18 protein-coding genes and 2 pseudogenes are annotated in these 21,790 nt (G+C 43.6%); 17 read left to right on the forward strand and 3 right to left on the reverse strand.

Going from position 1 to position 21,790, the window contains the following annotated elements; genetic code table 11:
• Positions 1 to 196 precede the first annotated feature (196 nt).
• From GN277_RS28135 to GN277_RS28205, 15 genes and pseudogenes are all read left to right on the forward strand, one after another.
• A complete protein-coding gene (locus GN277_RS28135) occupies positions 197 to 829 on the forward strand; it encodes a hypothetical protein (protein ID WP_159757552.1) in 633 nt (210 codons plus the stop codon).
• Position 830: 1 nt separating this feature from the next.
• Entirely contained in the window at positions 831 to 1,784 is a 954-nt protein-coding gene (locus GN277_RS28140) for a phosphoadenosine phosphosulfate reductase family protein (RefSeq protein WP_159757555.1), read from the forward strand.
• Positions 1,785 to 1,795: 11 nt separating this feature from the next.
• Positions 1,796 to 2,053, forward strand: a complete 258-nt coding sequence (locus GN277_RS28145; RefSeq protein WP_159757558.1) for a hypothetical protein — start codon at positions 1,796 to 1,798, stop codon at positions 2,051 to 2,053.
• Between the two features lie 15 nt (positions 2,054 to 2,068).
• Positions 2,069 to 2,791, forward strand: a complete 723-nt coding sequence (locus GN277_RS28150; RefSeq protein ID WP_159757561.1) for a hypothetical protein — start codon at positions 2,069 to 2,071, stop codon at positions 2,789 to 2,791.
• The gene (locus GN277_RS28155; protein WP_159757564.1) at positions 2,778 to 4,271 is read left to right on the forward strand and encodes a hypothetical protein; all 1,494 of its coding nucleotides are present in this window, start codon (positions 2,778 to 2,780) and stop codon (positions 4,269 to 4,271) included. Before GN277_RS28150 ends, GN277_RS28155 begins: the two co-directional genes overlap by 14 nt.
• Complete coding sequence (locus GN277_RS28160; RefSeq protein ID WP_159757567.1) at positions 4,268 to 4,960, forward strand: ThiF family adenylyltransferase; 693 nt, start codon at positions 4,268 to 4,270, stop codon at positions 4,958 to 4,960. The genes GN277_RS28155 and GN277_RS28160 overlap by 4 nt, the downstream gene beginning before the upstream one ends.
• The gene (locus tag GN277_RS28165; RefSeq protein WP_159757569.1) at positions 4,957 to 5,781 is read left to right on the forward strand and encodes a hypothetical protein; all 825 of its coding nucleotides are present in this window, start codon (positions 4,957 to 4,959) and stop codon (positions 5,779 to 5,781) included. The genes GN277_RS28160 and GN277_RS28165 overlap by 4 nt, the downstream gene beginning before the upstream one ends.
• 29 nt (positions 5,782 to 5,810) lie before the next feature.
• Positions 5,811 to 6,641: a hypothetical protein gene (locus GN277_RS28170; RefSeq protein WP_159757571.1), complete on the forward strand. Its 831-nt coding sequence runs from the start codon at positions 5,811 to 5,813 to the stop codon at positions 6,639 to 6,641.
• On the forward strand, positions 6,638 to 9,310 hold the full coding sequence (locus GN277_RS28175) for an ATP-dependent helicase (RefSeq protein WP_159757574.1): 2,673 nt from the start codon (positions 6,638 to 6,640) through the stop codon (positions 9,308 to 9,310). Before GN277_RS28170 ends, GN277_RS28175 begins: the two co-directional genes overlap by 4 nt.
• Positions 9,303 to 10,241: a DNA polymerase III subunit delta gene (gene holA, locus GN277_RS28180; protein ID WP_159757577.1), complete on the forward strand. Its 939-nt coding sequence runs from the start codon at positions 9,303 to 9,305 to the stop codon at positions 10,239 to 10,241. The genes GN277_RS28175 and holA overlap by 8 nt, the downstream gene beginning before the upstream one ends.
• 121 nt (positions 10,242 to 10,362) lie before the next feature.
• The gene (locus tag GN277_RS28185) at positions 10,363 to 11,223 is read left to right on the forward strand and encodes a hypothetical protein (RefSeq protein WP_159757580.1); all 861 of its coding nucleotides are present in this window, start codon (positions 10,363 to 10,365) and stop codon (positions 11,221 to 11,223) included.
• A 241-nt stretch (positions 11,224 to 11,464) separates the two neighbouring features.
• Positions 11,465 to 11,920, forward strand: a complete 456-nt coding sequence (gene tnpA / locus GN277_RS28190; protein ID WP_159757583.1) for an IS200/IS605 family transposase — start codon at positions 11,465 to 11,467, stop codon at positions 11,918 to 11,920.
• Positions 11,921 to 12,149: 229 nt separating this feature from the next.
• Positions 12,150 to 12,917: a hypothetical protein gene (locus GN277_RS28195; RefSeq protein WP_159757586.1), complete on the forward strand. Its 768-nt coding sequence runs from the start codon at positions 12,150 to 12,152 to the stop codon at positions 12,915 to 12,917.
• A 54-nt stretch (positions 12,918 to 12,971) separates the two neighbouring features.
• Complete coding sequence (locus GN277_RS28200) at positions 12,972 to 13,313, forward strand: hypothetical protein (RefSeq protein ID WP_159757589.1); 342 nt, start codon at positions 12,972 to 12,974, stop codon at positions 13,311 to 13,313.
• A gap of 156 nt (positions 13,314 to 13,469) precedes the next feature.
• Positions 13,470 to 14,683 (forward strand): annotated as a pseudogene (locus GN277_RS28205) (IS256 family transposase).
• Between the two features lie 384 nt (positions 14,684 to 15,067).
• Here GN277_RS28205 and GN277_RS28210 read toward each other — a convergent pair.
• The 3 genes and pseudogenes from GN277_RS28210 to GN277_RS28220 all read right to left on the reverse strand — a co-directional run bounded on the left by GN277_RS28210 (position 15,068) and on the right by GN277_RS28220 (position 18,462).
• Positions 15,068 to 16,311 (reverse strand): annotated as a pseudogene (locus tag GN277_RS28210) (IS256 family transposase).
• A gap of 194 nt (positions 16,312 to 16,505) precedes the next feature.
• A complete protein-coding gene (locus GN277_RS28215) occupies positions 16,506 to 17,789 on the reverse strand; it encodes a sensor histidine kinase (RefSeq protein WP_159757592.1) in 1,284 nt (427 codons plus the stop codon).
• Positions 17,782 to 18,462: a response regulator transcription factor gene (locus tag GN277_RS28220; protein ID WP_159757595.1), complete on the reverse strand. Its 681-nt coding sequence runs from the start codon at positions 18,460 to 18,462 to the stop codon at positions 17,782 to 17,784. Before GN277_RS28220 ends, GN277_RS28215 begins: the two co-directional genes overlap by 8 nt.
• Before the next feature lie 172 nt (positions 18,463 to 18,634).
• Between GN277_RS28220 and GN277_RS28225 the strand changes: the two genes are divergently transcribed.
• Entirely contained in the window at positions 18,635 to 19,453 is an 819-nt protein-coding gene (locus GN277_RS28225) for a M15 family metallopeptidase (protein ID WP_159757598.1), read from the forward strand.
• A gap of 114 nt (positions 19,454 to 19,567) precedes the next feature.
• Positions 19,568 to 21,775, forward strand: a complete 2,208-nt coding sequence (locus GN277_RS28230; RefSeq protein WP_159757601.1) for an ABC transporter substrate-binding protein — start codon at positions 19,568 to 19,570, stop codon at positions 21,773 to 21,775.
• Positions 21,776 to 21,790 lie beyond the last annotated feature (15 nt).

Consider the following 21,790-nt stretch of genomic DNA (forward strand, 5'->3'; position numbering starts at 1 on the left):
TTTATGCTTGTAAAATGTCAAATAAGAGAAAAGGGCGGTTGGAATTAGTGTGGATTAACATTATAAAGTTTTTGACATTCTGCTTCGTATGCAATATAATGAACGCATAAAGATTCTTTTCATACTCTGATTCTTAGGAAGAGGAGAAGGCGTGAAATCCCTGGTAACAGGTTTTTATCTATCATCAGGGGGAAGCGTGGGAAGAATTTTGCATCTGGTACTATGCCAGATGTTTTTTTATGCAAAAATATTAATAGAAGGAGGAAGTTGTTATGCGTACAACAAAGAGAAAGAAATGGCAGATCGAGTGAAGAAGAAGGAGGATACAGATGTCCAGGAATTTCTAAGGTCTCATGGGATGTCAGCGGGAAATGATGATTATAACTATCATATGTCGCTGGGATTCTATTATGCCTATTCCGCGGACGCATTCCGTTATGCGGAAATGATCGAGGACGGGGAAATATTTAACGAATACGTGGTAAGCGCAGTGATAAAAAATCTGCATGTTTCGTATCAGGCATTAAAATATTTCCAAAACAAACTGAATATAGGGAATTATGAATTTGACACAGCAGAGACAGTTACTTTGGAAGAGGCAAGACTGGAGAACGGCAGGATTATCGGGAATAAGGATCATGCGGTAAAAACCGCCCGGAGGTGGCTGGCCAGATTCAAAAAGAGACAGGCGGCAAATACAGGAAAAAGTTCTGATGGAATGAAAGAAAAAAGCATTTCTCAGGACTTTTTTTTATATGAAGTCGCAGTTTTTATCCTATACCTGGCAGGAGAAGAGATTGATTATGGTTTTATAGGAGAGGGCGGATAAGATGTTTATAATGGACAATGAACTGAAACTGAATGAATGGCAGTTTGCCCAGAGAAAGTATCTTCCTTTTGAAGAGAAGCTTATCCTCTCCAGGAGGCGAATTGAGGACTGGTATGATTTCCACGAGGGTGACGTCTATGTATCTTTTTCGGGCGGGATGGATTCGACGGTACTTGTTGATCTTGTCAGAAAAACGGTCGGGGATGTTCCGTTGGTATTTGTGAATACCGGGCTTGAGTATCCGGAAATCGTCAGATTTGTTTCCTTATATGATAATGTGACTGTTTTGAGGCCAAAAATGTCATTCAAGGAAGTGCTGGAAGTGCATGGATACCCACTGATCAGTAAAGAGACGGCAGCAAAAATCAGAAAGCTGCGGCATGGCAACCTAAGCGCCCGTTATCGAAATTATCTTCTGAACGGAGACGAAAGAGGAAGTTTTGGAAAGCTGGCCGAAAAGTGGAAATTCCTTGTAAATGCACCTTTTGATATCAGCGAACTGTGCTGTGACATTACGAAAAAGCAGCCAATTTATGCATATAACAAGGAAACAGGCAGGGTTCCCTATATTGGGATCACACAGGATGAAGGGTACAGAAGGCAGAGGGAATATAACCGTACAGGCTGCAATGTATATGATGCAAAGCACCCAAAATCCCAGCCCCTAGGTTTTTGGACCCGTCAGGATATCCTACGGTATATTGCCGTAAATAATCTCAACATTTGCAGTATCTATGGGACAATAGAGTGCCGCAATGGCGTGTTCCAAAATACAGGGGTTTACAGATCCGGCTGTGTCTACTGCTGCATGGGGGTACAGCTGGAACCTCATCCGAACCGCTTTGAGAGGATGAAGTCTGATGACTATAGGCTTTACAACTATTGTATGCGCCCGCTGTATGAAAATGGGCTTGGGTTTGATTATGTGCTGAATTACTGTGGATTTGCACATTGAAAGGAAGGAATATGATAAAAGTAAATGAATTGATAGCGCTGATTGATAAACTGGAGGAAGTAGAACCGAGAGATAACGATGATTTTAAACAGGTAATGGGAATTGTTTCAGGGAATAAAGCATGTCTAAAAAAGGCTTCTCTGGAATATATTGTTTATCTGCTAAATCATCTGGGGACTATCTTAAATAATGAACTGCAGGAAGATTATCCGGTGATTAACCTGGAATCCATGCCAGGATGCAGTATAGCAATGAGAAGGGCTATTTAATATGAGGTACTGAGTATGAAGACGGTTATAACATTGGATGATGAAAAATTTGGCGGTAATTATTATCATGCCGCACATGTAGAAGTAATCCGGGGAGACAAAACGCGCAGTGCAAAGTATGTGGATGTTGACAGACTGCTGGAAGCAATGAAAAATGCCAGGAATATGGATGTATTCTACAGAATTGGCAGGCTGCCTCAGAATTATTATGATGGGACGATCCGGAGGGAATCCGATATGACAATAAGCGGACATATGCTGCTGACAGTTTCAAAGCAGAGAATCCCATTACAGTTTGAGGAGACAAAGTACACAATCCCGTTTCCTGCACTTCTGTTCTGTTTTCATATTATACACGGGCGGGTTTGTTCAACGGAGGTATATGCATTGACGGGTACACAGTGGAATGAGAAGTCTGTCTTATATAATTATCCGTATGGAAATGTAAATGTGCAGTCACATCAAGTGTGCTGGGGGAGCAACAGTCTGCCGGAGATTACGGAATTAAGGAAATTAGATGTAGTATGCTCTCTGTTTTATGACAGTCCCTGCAACAATGATTATTTTACTGCGGAGCGCTCGGTGAAATGGAAGACAGACAACCTGCGCAATGTGCTGGAGAAATTAAAAGAAGAAGAGGAATTTCCGGAAAAGCTGCTTGTAATGAGCGACAGGGGAAATATTGGCACCATGATTAAGGGTATCATAAAGAAGGAGGACAGGAATGGATCTATTTGATATTTTTGGAATTACAGAAGAAGAACTGAAGGATGAAAAGAAGGCATCTGCAAAGCCTAAAAAGAAAGAGAAAAAAGAAAAGAAGGAAAAGAAGCAGGGAACAAATTACAAGCTGCCAGTTTCATTTTGTGCGGGGCATCTGCGTCAGATATTTTATGATGAGGCTGCGGGCACGTGGAGTGAAGATACGCTCAAGAAAAACATCCGCAGCACGTTCAGGGAACTGGCCGGTATCTTCTTCAAAATTTCTGTTATGAATGTAGAAGAAAAAGAAGAAGGAATAGAAACTTATATCCGGCCGGAGATTATGTACAAGGAGTTTACGAATGAAGATAAACTGGAATTCCCACTGGAAGTAACAGCCGGTACAGAGTCTTTATGGCTGGACACAAAGATGTCATTGGATGAGATAAGGGCATTGTGGGTAGAAGCACATCCTGAATATGACGGCTGCAGATTCCAGTATGATGAAATACAAAAGCTGCTGATTCCATTTATGGAGAGAAATGCTCCAGGCGGGAAAAAGTATACCTTCCCTGTTACGGTTGGATATCTTGGGATACAGGAAACATATGGGGAGGAGGATTTCGGCGTTTCAGAGGTGACAGAGGCAGAGCTCCAACAGAAGTTTGCCAGTCATTATCCGGAATTTTCTGAGTGTGGATTTGCCTATATTGAGGAGCAGAATCATCTGTTTCCAGTTATGAAATCGGGTCAGGAAGAGAAGGATAAATCGATTGCAATTCCAGTGGAAGTAAGGGCGAGCGGATTCTCCCTTACGATTAATCCGGAGGATATTCAGGGGAAACGTTCCGCGACCCTGGAGGAGATCCGAGAGGTACTCGAAGGTGTTTATCCCGAATATACGAAGGACAGGACGGATATGCAGTACGATCAGAGGCATTTTGTTGTGCCGGTATTGATCAGTTCAAGGAAAGGGCTTGAAATCCGGCCGCTGAACCCAGGATGGAAGCATGAGATCATAGAAGATGAGTATCAGGACAAATGGCGTGTGGAAACCACGCCATTTGGCGTTTTCAGATGTAACAGTTCAAAAAAGGATCAGGCAGCCTTTCAGCTGTCTGCCCACAAAATTCCGAGACGGATATTGGAGGATGTAATCAGGATTTTTAAGAAGACGCCGGCGCTTGAGCATGCTCTGCAGATTTTCTATGATAATTCCAAAGACTCCTACATTCTCTTTGAACCAGAGCAATGTGTAACCAGAGGTTCCGTTAAATTCAAAAGAGATCTGCAGATGGAGCAGAAATATATTCTGGTTATGGATATCCATAGCCACGGAATGTATTCAGCCTTTTTTTCGAGCGTAGATAATGAAGACGAGAAAGGCATACGGCTGTATATGGTGTTTGGAAATCTGGACAGGCATACGCCTGGGTATGCGCTTCGAGTAGGTGTCGCAGGCATATTCGGTGAAGTGGCATTAGAGGATATTTTTGAAGGAAGGTCAGAGGCATGAGATATAATATTATTATTGTTGGCTGCGGAGGAACCGGAGGTAATTTTATCAAAGAACTTGGCAGATTTTTATATAGAGCCTCCATTAAAAATAGCTGCAGCATACTGTTAATAGACGGAGATCTGGTGGAGGAACATAATGTCTCCAGACAGCCGTTCCTTCCGGAGGATATCGGACGGAAGAAGGCGGCTGTTATGGCGGAGATTTTACAGGAGGCATTTCAGGTAACCTGCAGTTATTATCCGGAATATCTGAAACATGTATATGAACTGGAGAAATTTGAAAAGGAAGACTATGTAACGATCCTGATTGGGTGTGTGGATAATCATGCGTGCAGAAAAGTACTGCATGCATATTTCCGGAAGAGCATTTCCTGTTTCTATCTGGATTCTGCGAATGAATATTCAGTTGGAGAAGTTGTTGTAGGTGTGCGCATTGCAGGAAGCGAGATATCCCCTGACCGGGTACATTATTTTCCGGAAATCCTGCAGGACGATTCCCTGCCAAGAAGCGAGGAGAGCTGTCAGCGGGTGAATATGAGGCAGCCGCAGCATTTGGTTACGAATCTGTTGGCAGCAAATCTGCTTTTGAAATGTGTGGTTGAGATTCTGTCTGAACAGGAGTGGAACGGCGGGATTTATTATTTTGATGCATTTAAAGGTTATTCGGTTTTCAGGGAGAAGCCATGATGAATATTAACACAGTTATGACAGGTAATTTAACGCCATTTGATTTTGATGTTGAAGAAGAAATACAGAAGCTGTTAGAAGATAAGGACTGTAATATTTTAATTCCAATAAAGCTATTTTGTGTGTTCTTTGAAAAATTGGTCCATGGAGATATAGAACTGCATTTTCAATCTGTTAATCTGCTGAATATCAAAGTTGACTACGCAGCAAAGAATTCCTGCCGCAGCAGCCTGGTAAATGTTATGGAAGAAATCGGCGGGGAGTTATGGGAAGCTTTTATCAACTGGTCATCCTTTCAAAAGGAATTTATTGATTTGTCAGTTGCAGAAACGGTTATGGATGTAGATTCTGAGGATTTGCTATCCTGGGATGATACGGTACGGGCTGATTACATCAGCAAATATCAGAAGCAATTATTTACCAAAATCCAGACAGGGCTGTTTGGGGAAATTCCTGGACCGGTCCTGGATTGCCTTGATTTTCCATATGGGAGGGCCGCAATATATCTGTACAGTGAAAAAATCATAAAGTATCTGGAGTTTGCGGCAGATAACAAGGATATCATACATAATCAGTTTGCCAGGGAACATGAGCGTATCAGACGGGCGCTTCGTATTGTGGAACAGCCTGTTGCACGAGAGTGGGTCAAAAGCCATGTGAAAAAGGGCAGATATTATATCATTGGGTTTTACATAGGCGAAGATATAGAACATGGAATTACATTTAGGAACCTTAATTGGAATTTCTTTGTTGCACTGTATGTACTGGAAAAACTATTGGAAATAGCTGATAGTTTTTTCCATTTTTATGAAGAAAGGTAGATAGTATTAGTATGACATTTCAGGAGATTATGAGAATTGACAGGGATTCTTTTTGGGGAGGTTGGATAGAAGCTTTGGGGTATGATATGATGGCATTTACAGAAGACGTTCATACGGCGTTATGTATTTTGCTTTTATACCGTTATTGGGAAAAATTTGATGAGAGATATCACACAAGTCTGGCCTGTTCGAGTCTGTCCAATTTGATTTTATCAAGAACAGAAAAGGAGTGGGTGTTTCAGGAAGAGTGTTTGGACCTCTATGTAGAATATGAGTATTTTTGCAGCGACCTGTTTTCAAATGCGGCGTTTATTGCTGGGTTTGATGTATTTTCAATAATGATTTCGGAAGATATTTTTCCTGTGGAGATATGGATGGAAGAGAAAAAAGCAAGGAAGAGAGCGTTGTTGGATCTTTTGCATACAAGGGGATTCCCGGATTCATGGTTACCACTTTTCTGGAAAAATTTATCCAAGATAGAAAGGTCGTATGGTTCTATGGAAGATGGAGAGATTATTATTATGCAGAACAGGTCGATTGGCGCATATAAAAAATTTCGCAGAGAACATAAAGAGATGGTTCATAATTACTTTGCAGAAGAGGAACAGGCAATAGAGGATGTGCTGGATGACTTGATGTATCCTCTGACTTATACGAATGTACATGATAACGGATACCTGGGAGATAATTACTATATTTATTTTGATACGGGATGTGATGGATATAATCACCTTTCATTTTCAATGCTGAGTATGCAGTGGGTGATATCCTGTGTAGTATTAGGAAAACTGCTTCGGGATTTTAGAGACAAGGTATACCAGCTCATGGACATTCAGCTGGAGTTTGGGCTTATATCATGAAGGCTGATAATTTAATGACTCTGCTCAAATGTCCAAAGAAATATGAATTGGAACAGACCGTGTTTCATTACGAGACTCAGAAAGAGGCATCCTTTCGGAAAGCTCTGGATATAGCCGCCATCCAGCTCGCCGGGAAGGCGGGGTGGGAGGATGCGGCCGGAAAGATAGAGTCTGTCCTTCGGGAAGAATACGCGGAGCAATGGTTTGAATTAAGCTGGCAGAAGAAACAGGCCGTCAGGGATGACCTGTTTCGGATAAGACGCTTATACTGCTGGCTGTCAGGGCGTACGGCGGGGAAAGCACAGGCGCTGAAGCCATTGGAGGTAAATTTTGAGGCTTCCTATGCCGGACATGAAATCCATAATCTGCAGATTCAGGCGGATTTAGTCATAGAGAAGCCGGATGGAAAAATTCAGGGAATTATCTTATACCGGAGATTCTCCCGCCCATATTCTTATTATGCGAAAAAGGCAGATAATCACGTTTTTTTCTCTGCCGAATTACTTTGCCTTATGGGTGGAATAAAGATTTGTTATCCTGAAAAACAGGTGGAGGTTATGATGGTTCGGGCGGAATCTGCAAGTGACAGGGCAGGGTACTTTTCAATGTTTGAGGAAAAGAAAGGCGACAATATCCTGCGCTTTACAGAGGAGGAACTCTGGAAATCCGGCGTGGAGAGCGTTGAGGAAAGGCTTGGAGAAATTATGAGCCATGTACATACGGAGAGTTGCAGGAACTGCATTTTTACAGAAATCTGCAGCCCGCCGGTACAGATACATTTCAAAAGAGAAGCCACGGATAAAATGAAAGTGAGGGAACCGCTGAGCTATACTGAGAAACAGGAAAGAGCAGTCCGGCATCGTGACGGGGCGCTGCGGGTGTGCGCCGGTCCGGGAGCCGGGAAAACAGAGGTTCTGACCGGCCGTATCTGCCGGCTGATGAAAAATGGAGTCAGTCCTAAAAGAATCCTGGCAGTTACATTTACAAAAAGGGCTGGGAGAGAGATTATGGAACGGATAGAGTCAAAGGAAAAGCCGGATGTTATGACGCTTCATGCTTTGGGATACCGAATTGTTCGCCAGCATGAGCACCTGATCGGGAAAAAGAAACTTGTAAACAAGGTTGACTGCATGCAGATGCTGCTTTATATACTGAATCGAATGCCGGTCATCCAGGGAGCCAGTTATGAGAGGATATGTACCGCAGGCGGACTCCTGGAGTGCCTGCTGAAAGATTTCTCTTTTATCAACCAGTATGGGGCAGAAAAACTGCAAAAACAGTATCCTCAGAAGGATGTGGCCGGTATTCTGCAGATAAAGGAGCAGTATGAGCAGAAGTTTCGTGCAATGGGTTATATTCTGTATGAGGATCAGGTGCGCCTGGCTGTGGAAATACTGGAGGCATATCCGGGCGTGCAAAAGAAAATGCAGAAGGCATATGATTATATTATGGTGGATGAGGCCCAGGATTTGGATGAGATGCAGGCACGCCTGATTCGGCTTGTGACGGACCCGCTCTGTAATAATATTGCGTTATATGGGGACGCGGATCAGTCCATTTACGGCTTTCGGGGCGGAAGCAATCAGTTCATGTTAAGATTTTCAGAAATCTATCCGGATGCGGCGGATATCAGGCTTAATGATAATTTCCGTTCTGCAAAGGGGATTATGACGGCGGCGAATACACTCATAAGCCATAATATAGAACGGGTAGCGTTTCAAATGAATGCACACGTAAAGACGGAGTTTTTGCCTGTCTTAATCCATAATTTCAGGGCAAACCGGATAGGTGCATTTATCCAGGATGTGCTTCACATGGGATACCGGCAGGAAGATATCGCGGTGATTGCAAGGACGAATAAAGAGCTGGAATGCATGTGCAGTATGCTAGGGCAATATAATGAAGCGCATCCGGATGAAACAATGCTTGGGTTCAATAAACCGAAATATTATCTTTGTAATGATTCTACATTTCAAGCAATTTTAGATCTGCTGACAATCTATCTTGGTGACTTTTCCGATGATATGGTTTGGTTCCGGCTGTTGAATATGCTGGGTGAAATACCTGAAAAAGGAGAATCGAAACGGACACTTTACGAGGATTACCTGGCGAGGGGGATGATTTATCCCCTTGCCGGAGAGGAGGAGACGAGATATCTGAGTGTCACAGCTTCTGACAGCCGTATTTTACAGGCTTTTTCAAAAATATACCGGGCCGCGAAATGCTTTGTCCTGCCAGCCCGGCAGGCAATACTGCGTGCCATGGAATTATTTTGTGATGAGCAGATCGATTATAAGGAGGTGCTGGAGATACTGGATGAAAAGTTTCGGGAACGGAATATAAGAAATGCAGGTCAGATGTGGACATACCTTTCTTCGGTCAAACGTTTTCGGGATGATACCAGGCTGTTTTACGAGACCGGGCAGGAAGGGAGGATTCAATTACTGACAGCCCATGACTCTAAAGGAAAGGAATTCCCGGTGGTGCTGGTCTATGGAGTAGATGATTTTGAAAAAAACGAGCCCCAGGAAGAACGTAGACTGCTTTATGTGGCTATGACGAGGGCAAAGGAACGGCTGTATTTAACGGAGATATGTAAAGGAAAGAGTATGTTTATCAAGGAATTTGAAGAAAAGCTGAAGATTATGGGAGGAACGCAATATGCCTAAATGGTTGGTGTATGGGGAAGAACCATACTTGATTGATAAGTTTCGCAAAAAAATTATAGATGAAGTGGAAACACCGGAGTTTAACCTTATGGAAACGAGTGAATTTACGGAAGCAGAGCAGAACTTCTTATGTCAGCATGCGTTATTCGGGGATAAGAAGGTGCTGATTTACCGCGCGAATAGTTTGAAAGAGAGCGGGGAATTCGTAAAATATGTATCTGAAAAAGGGAAAACTACGGACACCTATATTTTTGTCCAGGAAGTTGACAGGCGGAGCAAAGTGTACAAGATGTTCAAAAAAGAAGAAGTCCAGGTTTTCAAAAAGCTGTCCCGGGATGTTCTGGAGAAGACGGTCATGCAGTTTGTGAAAAAGGCCGGATGTGAGATTACTACAGAGGCATATCAGCGGTATCTGCAGTTGATTAATTATGATTCAGAGGAAACAAATCTGTATGATGTGCTTCATTCATTGAAACGGCTGTGTGCTGTGAAGGAGATTACGAAGGAAACCGTGGAGTATACGGTGCTGGACCGGGAACAGGAGAATATTTTCCTGCTGATACAGCTTATTATGCAAGGAAAATACAGTGATGTGTTCCGGCAGGCGGAATTAATCCTGCAGAATCAGCCCAATAATGTGATTGGTGTGCTGTCGCTGCTTTTGCGAAGCTACCGGCTGGCATATAAAATGGAGGTGTGCCATTGTTCGTTGAGTGCATTAGGGGTTAACGGGCGCACGTTCGTTCCAAGGATGTCTGCTGACAGGTGCAGTGAGGCGATGGATGTTCTGGATGATATGGTGAACCTGATAAAACGGGGCACCTATCGGCCGGATATCGCATTGAAGGTTGCACTGGCGAAGCTGTGCTGTCTGCAGAACGAACATGAAGGAAATAACCAGGGTGAGCTGCTTAAGAAAGGAAAAATATAATACATAGAGAATTCGCAGGAATTTTATTGTAAACATGAGTGTTTTTTTGTATAATTGAGATGTAGCAGGAGTAAATAATATTTTATTATTGCTACAGATTTTAAGGAACTGAGGTGATAGGATGCAGGACGAGACAAAGCAGGTACAGGAAATTATGGCAAAGCGCACCGCAAAAAACAGCGTGTTCCTGAACCTCTTTCAAGATAAAAGTTATCTGTTAAAGTTGTATAAAACACTCCATCCAGAGGATACCGCAGCTACGGAAGATTCATTAACTGACGTAACCATAGAAAATGTGCTGACAGACAATTTATATAATGACTTAGGCTTTATTGTGGGCAATAAGCTGATGATACTGGTAGAGGCTCAGTCCACATGGACAATGAATATTTTAGTAAGAGTTTTGCTATATCTGGCGCAAAGCTATCACGAATATTTCCAACGTACCAGCCAAAACTACTATAAAAGCAAAAAAGTAAAAATGCCGAAGCCGGAGCTTTATGTGATATTTACGGGCAATAAATGCCGAAAGCCTGATAGAATATCTTTATCAAAAGAATTTTTTGAAGGCGCAGATATTGACATTGAAGTAAAAGCAAAGGTTATCTATGAAAGCAATGAGGACGATATCATTAATCAGTATATTATTTTCTGTAAAGTCTTTAATGAGCAGACAAAAATGCACGGTATGACAAGGAAGGCAGTTACGGAAACAATCCGTATATGCAAGGACAGAAATGTTTTAAGGGATTATCTGCTTAAAAAGGAAAAGGAGGTTGTGACGATTATGATGAGTTTGTTTGATGAAGAACAGATTATGAGATCATTTATTAAAAGCGAAAAGTATGACTTAGCCAAAGAGAAGGCTATACTGATGTTGAGAGATGGTAAAATTACAATAGATGAGGTGAGTTTATACTTTCCAGAATTGCTTGAAAGTGATATAAAAGAACTTGAAGAAGAGATTGTTCAGTTGGTATAAAAAGTTTCTTAAAATATCAACATAAAGACGCATGGAGCAGAGACTGTAAACCATGCGTCTTTTTGATATGGCTTTAGCCAGTTGAGCACATCGGAGTTTTTCGTGTTCCGAAAAATGGAGATGTGCGAAACAAAAATCCACCTGCTATGCGGGTGGTGCAACAAGCGCTTATAGCACAATCACCTTTCCAGTATAATAGAGGTGTTCAGGTCACTATTAAAGAAAGGAAAGGTGATTAAGAATGGCTAACAAAAGCAACTCATTAGCACATACAAAGTGGATGTGTAAATACCACAGCGTCTTCACACCCAAGTATAGACGAAAAATAATTTATAATCAATACAAAGAAAGCATAAGGGATATTCTAAAACAGTTATGTTCATACAAGGGAGTGGAAATCCTGGAGGGACATCTGATGCCGGACCATATCCATATGCTGGTGAGTATACCGCCAAAATACAGCATATCTTCATTTATGGGATATCTGAAAGGTAAAAGTGCACTCATGATATTTGATAAGCATGCAAATCTCAAATATAAGTTTGGGAACAGACATTTCTGGTCAGAAGGATATTATGTAAGCACAGTGGGATTAAATGAAGCGACAATCAGAAAATATATCCAAGAACAGGAGCAGCATGATATCATGCAGGATAAATTAAGCGTAAAGGAGTATGAGGACCCTTTTAAGGGTTAAGTCGGAGTAATACCAATGCCCCTTCAGGGGCGGCAACGAGTCAACAGCAATGTGGCTTGAACGGAGCTATGGGAAGACTGCGGAGCAGGATTCCCATAGCATAAAGAGAAAGCCAGCGTCTTGAGGCGCGGCCAAGTAGGGCGGGCTTATAGCCCGCGTCCCTAGCCACCCGTTTTACGGGTGGGGGCGACTATTCACCATGTAGGAATAAGATATCAGGAGAAAAGGGATGCAGTATGTTGTATGTTATAGCGGCGGGCATAGTTCGGCTCTTGCAGCGGTAGAAACAGTAAGACGGTTTGGAAATGAAAACGTTATTCTTCTAAATCATGATATTAGCTCGAAGGTCGAGTCAATAAAAATCAAAAAGTTTAAGAACCAGGTAGCGGAGTATCTTCAATTGCCGATAACCTACGCAAATTGCGAAGGGTTTGAGCAGAAGACTCCGCTTTCTTTATGTCTGGAGCATGGGAGAGTAAAGTTCCGTTCAGGCCATGAAATTTGTACATATTTTTTAAAAACACAGCCATTTTACCAGTGGCTGGAAGAAAATTATCCGGTTTATGACGGCCAGATGTCCGAAGAGATTGTGCTTATCTATGGTTTTGATGAAAATGAGATACACCGTGTTGCAAGAAGGCGCAGGCATTTGGAAAGCATGGGATATGATACCCTCTATCCTTTAGTGGAGTGGCCGAGAACGATCAATAATATAGAAGAAATAGGTATTTCCAGGCCAAGGGTGTACTTTGAATCAAAGCATGCAAACTGTATTGGATGTCTGAAAGCCGGGAAACAGCATTGGTACAAGGTATACTGCTGCCATCGGGATATTTTTGAAGAAGCAAAGATGGTGGAAGAACAGATTTGTTTCAGCGTGCTTAAATGTGGATATTTAAAGGATTTGGAAGTAGAATTTGAAAAAATGAGACAGGCAAGGGTTCCGGCTACGGAAAATATGGATTCTTACTGGTTCTGGAAATACGCCAGGCAGTAAACTATACAGGAGATGAATGTCGGCAATCCCTGTCGGAAAGTGAGAGGAAGGTTTATGGATGACATAGGAAGATGTGTATGCGGCATGGATGGTCAGAAGTATATCCTTGGACTATGTATATTAAGCGGAAGGCTGTTAATCCATGCGGATAAAAAGACCCGCTTATTTGTAGAAGGGAGCAGCTTTAGTGACGGGGTAATAAGCTGGAGATCTGGAAGAGAATATCCCGAAAAATGCCAGCATTTTCTTACAGGTTCGGCGTTACTGACAGATATAGAAATGGATTTATGCCCTCAATGGAGAGAAGGCGCAGTAGCTGTGAAAAAGGAGGATTTTGAAAGTACTCATGAGGTGTGGAACGGATGGAATACATTGACACCGCATATAAGTCAGTAATAGGTAAATTGAAAAAGTTGTGAAAAAGGAGAAGACCAGGGTTTGTCAAGTAAAGTGTGTAAGGTAGTGTAGAATAATTTGTGTCTTTGGAAAAAAATACCTCTTTTTTGGTAAGAATCAAGATATGACAATTCTTATCGAAAAGGAGGATTTTTTATGCCAGCAACAAAAGAACAGATTCGACAGATTATTGCAGATAACAACCTAAACAGCGTAGCTGATGTCTACAGCCTGCTCAGAGACAGCTTCAAGGATATCCTTCAGGAACTCATGGAGGCAGAATTGGATGCGTCTCTCGGTTATGAAAAGAATCAGAAAAGAGAGGCTCCTACATCCAATAAGAGAAATGGACATACCCCTAAAACATTGAAGAGTCAGTATGGTGAGTTCCAGATCGATGTCCCAAGGGACAGGGAAGGGGAATTTGAGCCAAAACTGATCCCAAAATACCAGCGGGATATTTCCGGGATAGAGGAAAAAGTGATATCCCTCTACGCAAGGGGCATGAGCACAAGAGACATCCATGACCAGATACAAGATCTTTACGGGATGGAACTGTCAGCAGAAATGGTCAGCAAGATCACAGACAGGGTCCTGCCGGAAATAAAGGAATGGCAGTCACGTCCGTTGAATCCGATCTATCCTTTTGTGTTCATGGACTGCATCCATTACAAGGTCAGGGAGGATGGGCGCATCTTAAGCCGGGCGGCTTATATCGTGCTGGGCATCACAGCAGATGGTTACAAAGATATCCTGAGCATCACAGTAGGAGCTAATGAAACGAGCAAGTTCTGGCTGGGCATGTTAAATGATCTGAAAAACCGCGGTGTACAGGATGTACTGTTCTTCTGCGTGGACGGGCTTCCCGGTTTTAAGGAAGCGATAGGGGCAGTCTATCCGGATGCCCAGATCCAGAGGTGTGTCATCCATATGCTACGCAATTCTTTCAAATATGTCAATTACAGTGACCTGAAGAAATTTTCCTCAGATTTCAAGGCAGTATATAATGCCCCCAATGAAACATCTGCTCTTTCAGAACTGGAAAAGATCAAAGAAAAGTGGGGAAGGAAATACCCCTATGCGATAAGTAACTGGGAGAATAACTGGGAAGACATCAGTTCCTTCTTTCAGTTTTCAGATGATATCCGGCGTATCATGTATACTACAAATATCATAGAAGGACTGAACCGCCAGTATCGGAAAGTGACAAAGACAAAGAGTGTATTCCCCAGCGACAGCGCGTTGGAAAAGATGCTTTATCTTGCCAGTGGAAATGTGATCAAAAATGGACACAGCGTTACAGAAACTGGGACCAGGTGCTGAACCAGCTGATCGTCCTGTACGGGGAGAGGCTTACCCGGTACCTGTAAAATGAAAAGCCGGAACGACATATCGCATCAAAACGTTCCGGCCTTATTTCATCGGCATTAGCAGTATTGCCAGAAATTCCCGGTCTTATTCCGGAGGCCGGGTGTGGGCAGAGCCCACGGAAAGAGTTTCTGCTGCTAATGTCTGATTGGTGTGCCAAAAAATCAATAAATATGTATAAAACCTGACTATCTGGTAATACTATTATCATAAAAAGAATTCGACAACATAAAAGTAATGATATTCGACAGCAGATTTCTACATATCTGATTCCTACCAGTAAAGATTATTTCTCCAAAGACACAAGATTATTTACAGTCTCGTGTGTAAGTTTTATAAAATTTCCTTACCGGCAGTTTTCAAAGCTGCCGGTTTTACATGCAGAATCAACACTGCTCATATTTGAGAATGCGTGTCTGCATCTTATCATCCATGGCAAGCTGATTACGTACTAATGCCCAATTGGCTACGGGACGGTCATTCCACTTTTTATACAATTCCACAATCCGCAGATAGAAGGCCTTTCGTACAGCGTCCTCATTGGGGAACGCTCCCTTTTCGTGACTTTCCTCAAACTCGAATTGACAGACTCTATGGCGTTTGTCGTGTACATCACCTTCCTGACCGCGCTCCCATAATTATAAAGCTGGGCTACATGCTGCCAGTTGCGTATCCATACGTCTATTGCTCCGGGATATTTTGACCATGCCTGTTTAAGACGCTCAAATTCAGCTTCCGCTGCTTTCAGACTAGGCGCTCCGTATACTTTCTTTAACTGGGCGCTATATGCCTTATAATCTTTTGATGGTATGTACTTGATAGCATTTCGGATCAGGTGTACGATGCATCTCTGCACGACTACATCCTGGAAGATACTCCTTGCCCCTTCTTCCAGACCGGATACTCCATCCATGCTGATAAACAGCACATCTTCCACACCTCTTGCACGGATCTCGTCAAAGATCTGCATCCAATAGTGTTTTCCTTCTGATTCGCCAATCCACAGCCCCAGCACGTCCTTTCTGCCGTCTGCGTCATAACCCAGCACCACATATACCGCACAATTTTTTGTCTCCATCTCTTTTCGTATGGTAACGTAAATACAATCGACAAACAGGAACGTGTAGAACTTTTTCAGTGGACGGTTCTGCCATTCTTCCGCGGTTCTGATCACCCTATCCGTAATTGTTGAAATGGTTTCATGGGAGATATCAAAACCGTATATATCTTCTACCGTATCTGCGATATCACGCTGGCTCATGCCTCGTGCATACATGGATAATACCTTATCTTCAATCCCGCTGACGTTTTTGGTACGTTTTGGGATTGCTTTCGGTTCAAAGCTGCCATCCCGGTCCCTTGGAACAGCAACATCCAGCTTTCCATAAACAGAATTGACAGATTTATGGGAATAACCATTACGCCTGTTTGTCGTCTCCTTTTCCCCGCGCTCATTACGCCCATACCCCAGATGGGAATCCATCTCTCCCTGGAGCATAGCCTCAAACATCGGCCCAAAGACGTCTTTGATAGCATCCTGCATTTCTTCCCTTGTCTGTGGCTGGTATTCTTCCATAATAGCCTTTGCGATTGCAGCCCCTCTAGTATTCTGACTATTTTTACGTGCCATAAGTGCTGTACCCATCCTTTTCTTCATCCTTTCTGTGAGTGTAGCACACTTTATATAGAAAAAATAAAGTATGCAGTTAGATTTGTTGTATTTCTAACTTACACACTTTATTTTACACTCCCGGAGACCATATTTACGGAATGATACAGTTCTGTAAATATGGCCTCTTTTTTTGTGAAATGGTTTTGACTGCATTAATTTAACATAACCACAAAGGTTGTACCTCCACCCGGCGTATCCTCCACCCGGATTTTCCCTTTGTGCATATGGACGATTTCCTGTGCGATACAAAGCCCAAGACCGAAATGCTTCTTGTCTTTGTGCGCCTTGTCACAGCGATAAAAACGCTCAAATATTGACTCTTTCTCTGAATCAGGAATACTGATCCCATTATCTGCGACACGAATGGTAATCCTGCCGGAAGTTTCTGAAAGGGAAAGGCAGATCCGGCCATTTTCCGGAGTATAGCTTAAGGCGTTATCCAACAGGATAGACAGCACCTGTTCGATACGCTCCCTGTCACAGGAATATGGGGTGGACAATGTATCTGGCAGGATAAAATCAAGAGAAATATTTTTTTTCAGTGCCAGAGGCTCAAACTTTTCATAGGCTGACAGTATCAGAGTATCCAGTTCTACGTTTGTTTTATTTATGGGGAAATGTGTACTGTCTGAACTGGATAATGTCAGCATGTCATCGATCAGCCGTCCCATTCGTTTCCCTTCCTGCATAATCATTTCAGAGAAATGTTCTGCCTCATCAGCAGAGGCTTTATTCATGGAGGAAAGGCAGGAGAGCATAAGTGCCAGAGGTGAACGCAGCTCATGTGAGGCTGCTGCTATAAATTCTGTCTGCTTCTGGCGGTTTATGATTAAGGGGCGGATCATGTGCCATGTGTAGAACCAGAAAAATATCCCAAGTAAGATAATCCCCCAAATATCCGCACCGGCAAATAAAACCCGGCTTACGTTTATGGAATGGGATAATTCCGTTAAAGGCTGCAGAACAGCGATATTCAGTATATGGCTGTTTTTCGGGATCAATGCGATACAGGCATAGTATTTCTTTCCGTCTGTATGCAGTTCAAAAGAAGCATTGGAAGAAAGTTTTGTGTCTGAGGTGACGGACTCTTCCGTAAGTCCGTATTCGTTCCGGGCTGTCTTTCTTGCCAAAGCAAATATTTTGGGATCCAGCCGTTGAGGTGACAGGTCTTCGAATATCAGTTTTGTCCCGTTATCCTGAATGCCCATCTCGAACTTTGTATCTGCTTTTAGCTGTGAGAACCATTCAAGAGAAAGCACAGACCGGCTCTCGATCTGGTGGATCAGCATAGCAGCTTTCAATTCAAAATTAGAAAAATAGCTTTCCCTGGCCTCTGCCTCAGAAAAAGAGATGCAGATTAAGGACATCAGGAGCAGGATCAGGCCGCTTATAAAGGTGCAGAAGATGGTCAGCCGGATATGAAGCCGTTTAAACATAAGGCACCTCCAGACGGTATCCGATACCCCGCACCGTTTTAAGAAGCAGGGTGCTTCTCACTCCTTTCAGCCGGCGGCGCAGGAGATAAATATAGTTATCCAGATTCCCATCCTCCACGGAAGCGTCCGGTCCCCATACTCTGGAAAGAAGGGAGGCGCGGGGAAGCGTCATGCCAGGGTTGCGGAGAAATGTTTCCAGTAAATTCCCCTCTCTTGCCGAAAGAGAGCAGGAATTTTTATCACAGTATAGAACCTTCTGCTTCACATCAAAAGAAATATCCCCCAATTTTAAAGGTTTGTCTCCCTCCCATTTGACAGGGCGCCGTAAAATGCTGTGTATTCTGGCAAGGAGCTCCTCGAAATCAAAGGGTTTTACAAGGTAATCGTCCGCTCCGCATTCAAGGCCGGTGACTTTGTCTTGTAATGCCCCCATGGCAGTTATAAAAATGATGGGTGTATAGATGTCCTTTTCCCGTGTGATTTTTAAGACGGAGATTCCGTCCAATACGGGAATCATCCGGTCCAGCAGGATCAGGTCATGCGCCTGCTGCTCAATAAAGTGCAGGCCATCCACACCGTCATGGCAGATATCTGTCTCAAAATGTTCCCGTTCCAACTGGAAGCGCAGGGTCTCTGCCAGTGATTTGTCGTCTTCTATAATTAAAATTCGCATGAAGTAGCCCTGCCTTTCGTTTTGTATTCTGTCAATGCAGCCTGGATATTACTAATTATATCACAGAAACCTCTAAGAAACCTCTAAAAAAGCTTTTTCAGTTTAGAGATAGGTTAGAGATTAGTAAGGTATAATATTGTCCGGATATTGTGACAGTACCAAGGAGGAAGATATGGGAACAGATTTACACAGCAGAAGGCAGAGAAATCATGGACGCAAATTAAAGAAAGTGTTGTTTATTGGTTTTTTAGCGGGACTGGTATGCGGATTACTGCTTGGAGCTTTGGCTTTTATCATCGGAAATGCATGGAAGGAAAAAAGAAATGAAGCCGAAAATGCCACGAAAAAAAATAAAGAAGTTTCCAGACAGGCTTCATTTCATGGAAATGCGGCGACAGTCGGCTTAAATACGGATACTTATCCGTCTAAAAAGGATGACTGGAGACTGGCGCTGGTCAATGAATCCCATCCTTTGGATGAAGGATGGAAACCGGAACTTGCGGAAGTCGTGAAAGACCGTTATGTGGATGCCCGGATTCTGGATGCGGCGGCAAAAATGCTGGAAGATGCGGCCGGTGCGGGAATGAGCCTGTATGTCTGTTCTGCATATCGGGATTATGAGAAGCAAAGGGAGATTTTCAACAGCAGCATGGCAGACCGGCTTTCTCAGGGGTATGGACCGCTGGACGCATATGAAGAGACAAAAAAATCCGTGGCGTTTCCGGGAACGAGTGAGCATGCCACCGGGCTTGCGCTGGACATTACATCCGCGAAGTATGTGGAACTGAATGAGAAGCAGGCAGATACAGAGGAAGCGAAGTGGCTTGCCGCTAACAGCTGGAAATATGGGTTTGTACTGCGGTATCCTCCTGAAAAGGCAGATGTAACAGGGATAATCTATGAACCCTGGCATTATCGCTATGTGGGGCAGGAGGCAGCAAAAGAAATGACAGAAAAGAATCTTACACTGGAAGAATATGTCGAGCTATAAAATCATTTTAAATCGCTCTAACTACCCTCTAAAAAATAGTTGATATTTTAGAGGGTAGTTAGAGAAAAGTATGGTATTCTGCTTTCAGAACCGAAATGATTGGAGGGAAAGCAGATGAAATATAAGGGATTTCACAGAATGATATGTATTTTACTTTCGGCGGCATTGGTGTTTACAAGCCTTGCCGGATGTGAAAAAAAGGGAACATCAGAAAGCCCGAGCGGCGCCGGCGGGGATGACAGCGGCGGCCGGGCAATGGGGCGCTATATGGAAGAAGAACTGTCCCTTCCGGCAGAATTTTCTTCTATCTATGATATGAAAAAGCTGGAAGACGGCTCCATACGGATAGCCGGATGCAGTGAAGACAGGGAAAGCGTGTGGGAGACAAAGGACGTGGGTATATCATGGGAGAAGGTATACGATTTTCCAGAAGAGCTCCAGGATGACGTCCGGGATACGGCTGTATCATCAGGAGGCCGGGTTGCGTGTGTATATGATGAAGGAGCGGATGCCGACATGAAAGAGATTTTCTATCTTATGGAACCGGACGGGGCATTTGGCCGGATTCCTTTTGAACTTCCGCAGGCGGAGGAGCTCTATGTAAACCTGGTCAGGCAGATTTTGTTTGTGGGAAATGACCGGCTTCTGATTTGTGACGATCAGGGGATCTTTTATCTGGTAAACGTAGCAGACGGCAGCGTAGTACGGACATTTGAGTTTGGAAACTCCGAAAATATGTATGTTGCATTTGCAATGGGGAAAATGCTGCTTTTTCAGAGCATTTCAGAGGTGCTTCTGTATGACAGCGAGACTGGAGAACAGCAAAGTCCCGGAGAAGCGATGCAGAACGGACTTACAGAGAGCGGAATGATACGTGCAGCTGATACATTGGACGCTGGAGAAAGCATTTATTATGTCACAGAACAGGGGATGTACCATTACCGATTCGGAGGAAGTGTTGTGGAACAGCTTATAGACGGAGAGCTGAATTCTCTGGGCAGTTTTTCTGTGGATGTGGGTTCGCTGCTTATGCTGGAAGAACGGAACCTGTTGGCGGCAAAGAGCGACGGCAATGAAGAAGCAGGATCAAAGGCGGGAATATTAAAATTTGCATATTCAGAAGATACGCCCGCAAAGCCTGATAAGGAATTGAAGGTATATTCTTTGTATGAGGACAATTCGATACGGCAGGCCGTCGGCGGTTTTCAGAAAGAGCATGCAGATGTATATGTTCACTATGAGGCTGCACTGTCAGGAGAAGACGGCATGACGGTCTCGGACGCATTAAAGACTCTGACTACGGAAATTATGGCGGGAAAAGGCCCTGATGTGCTGGTCCTGGACGGGATGCCGATAGAAACCTATGCGGAAAAAGGCATATTGAGGGATTTGTCCTCTGTGATTGAGGAGAATAAGGAGGAATATTTTGAAGATGTGCGGAACGCATACAGAAATAAAGAAGAATTATGCGCGGTGCCTACAAGGTTTCTAATCCCTATGGTTCAGGCTGGCAGTGCATATTATGTACCCGGTGAGGATTTTGATACTTTTACAAAACGGGTGGGTGCATTGGAGAATATGGAGCCGGAAGAGGTGATTTCCAGATTTTGGTACAGCAGCAGTGCGGCATGGAAAAAAGAAGATAAGACTCTGGATGAATCAAAGGTTCAGGAATTTTTTGAAGGATTAAAAAGGGCATATGGAGACTCGCCGGAGGGCGCAGAAGAAAAGGAAGATTCCGCACTGCCCGGCACAGACATCATGCAGGGGGACTTCCGGCTGCTTGCAGGAACCTGGAAGATCAGTGCGGGGCTGTTTGGCGCCAATCCGGACTATAAGTTTCTCCTTGCAGTAACAGAACATCTGGATGGCGGGGACTTTGGCTGCATGCCGGGTCAGGCAGAGCATGTATTCGTACCGTCTGTGACTGTGGGAATCAGCAGCAAAGGCAGTCAGCCGGAGGCAGCGGAACAGTTTGTGAAATACCTCTTCAGCGGGGAAATGCAGAAGATTTCGCAGGGCAGCGGTTTGCCGGTACAAAAGGAAGCATTTCGAAGCACCATTGACGGACATCAGTACGAGGGAAATACATCCTGGGTGGACTTGGAGGAAGGAATCCGTTTTGAACTGGCCCCAAGGACGGAGGAAGAGATACAGAGGCTCATGGGACTGGCAGAATCACTGAAAACGCCCGCACTGCAGGATGAAGTGATCAAGGAAGCGGTATTGGAGCAAGGGGAGAAGGTGCTGGGTGGAGAAACGGATCCAAAGGAAGCGGCAGCCGCGGTTGCACAGAAGGTGAATCTTTATCTGGCGGAATAGAGAGTTTCGGTGAGG

The sequence above is a fragment of the Sporofaciens musculi genome (assembly GCF_009830285.1).
In the GTDB taxonomy this organism is placed as follows: domain Bacteria; phylum Bacillota; class Clostridia; order Lachnospirales; family Lachnospiraceae; genus Sporofaciens; species Sporofaciens musculi.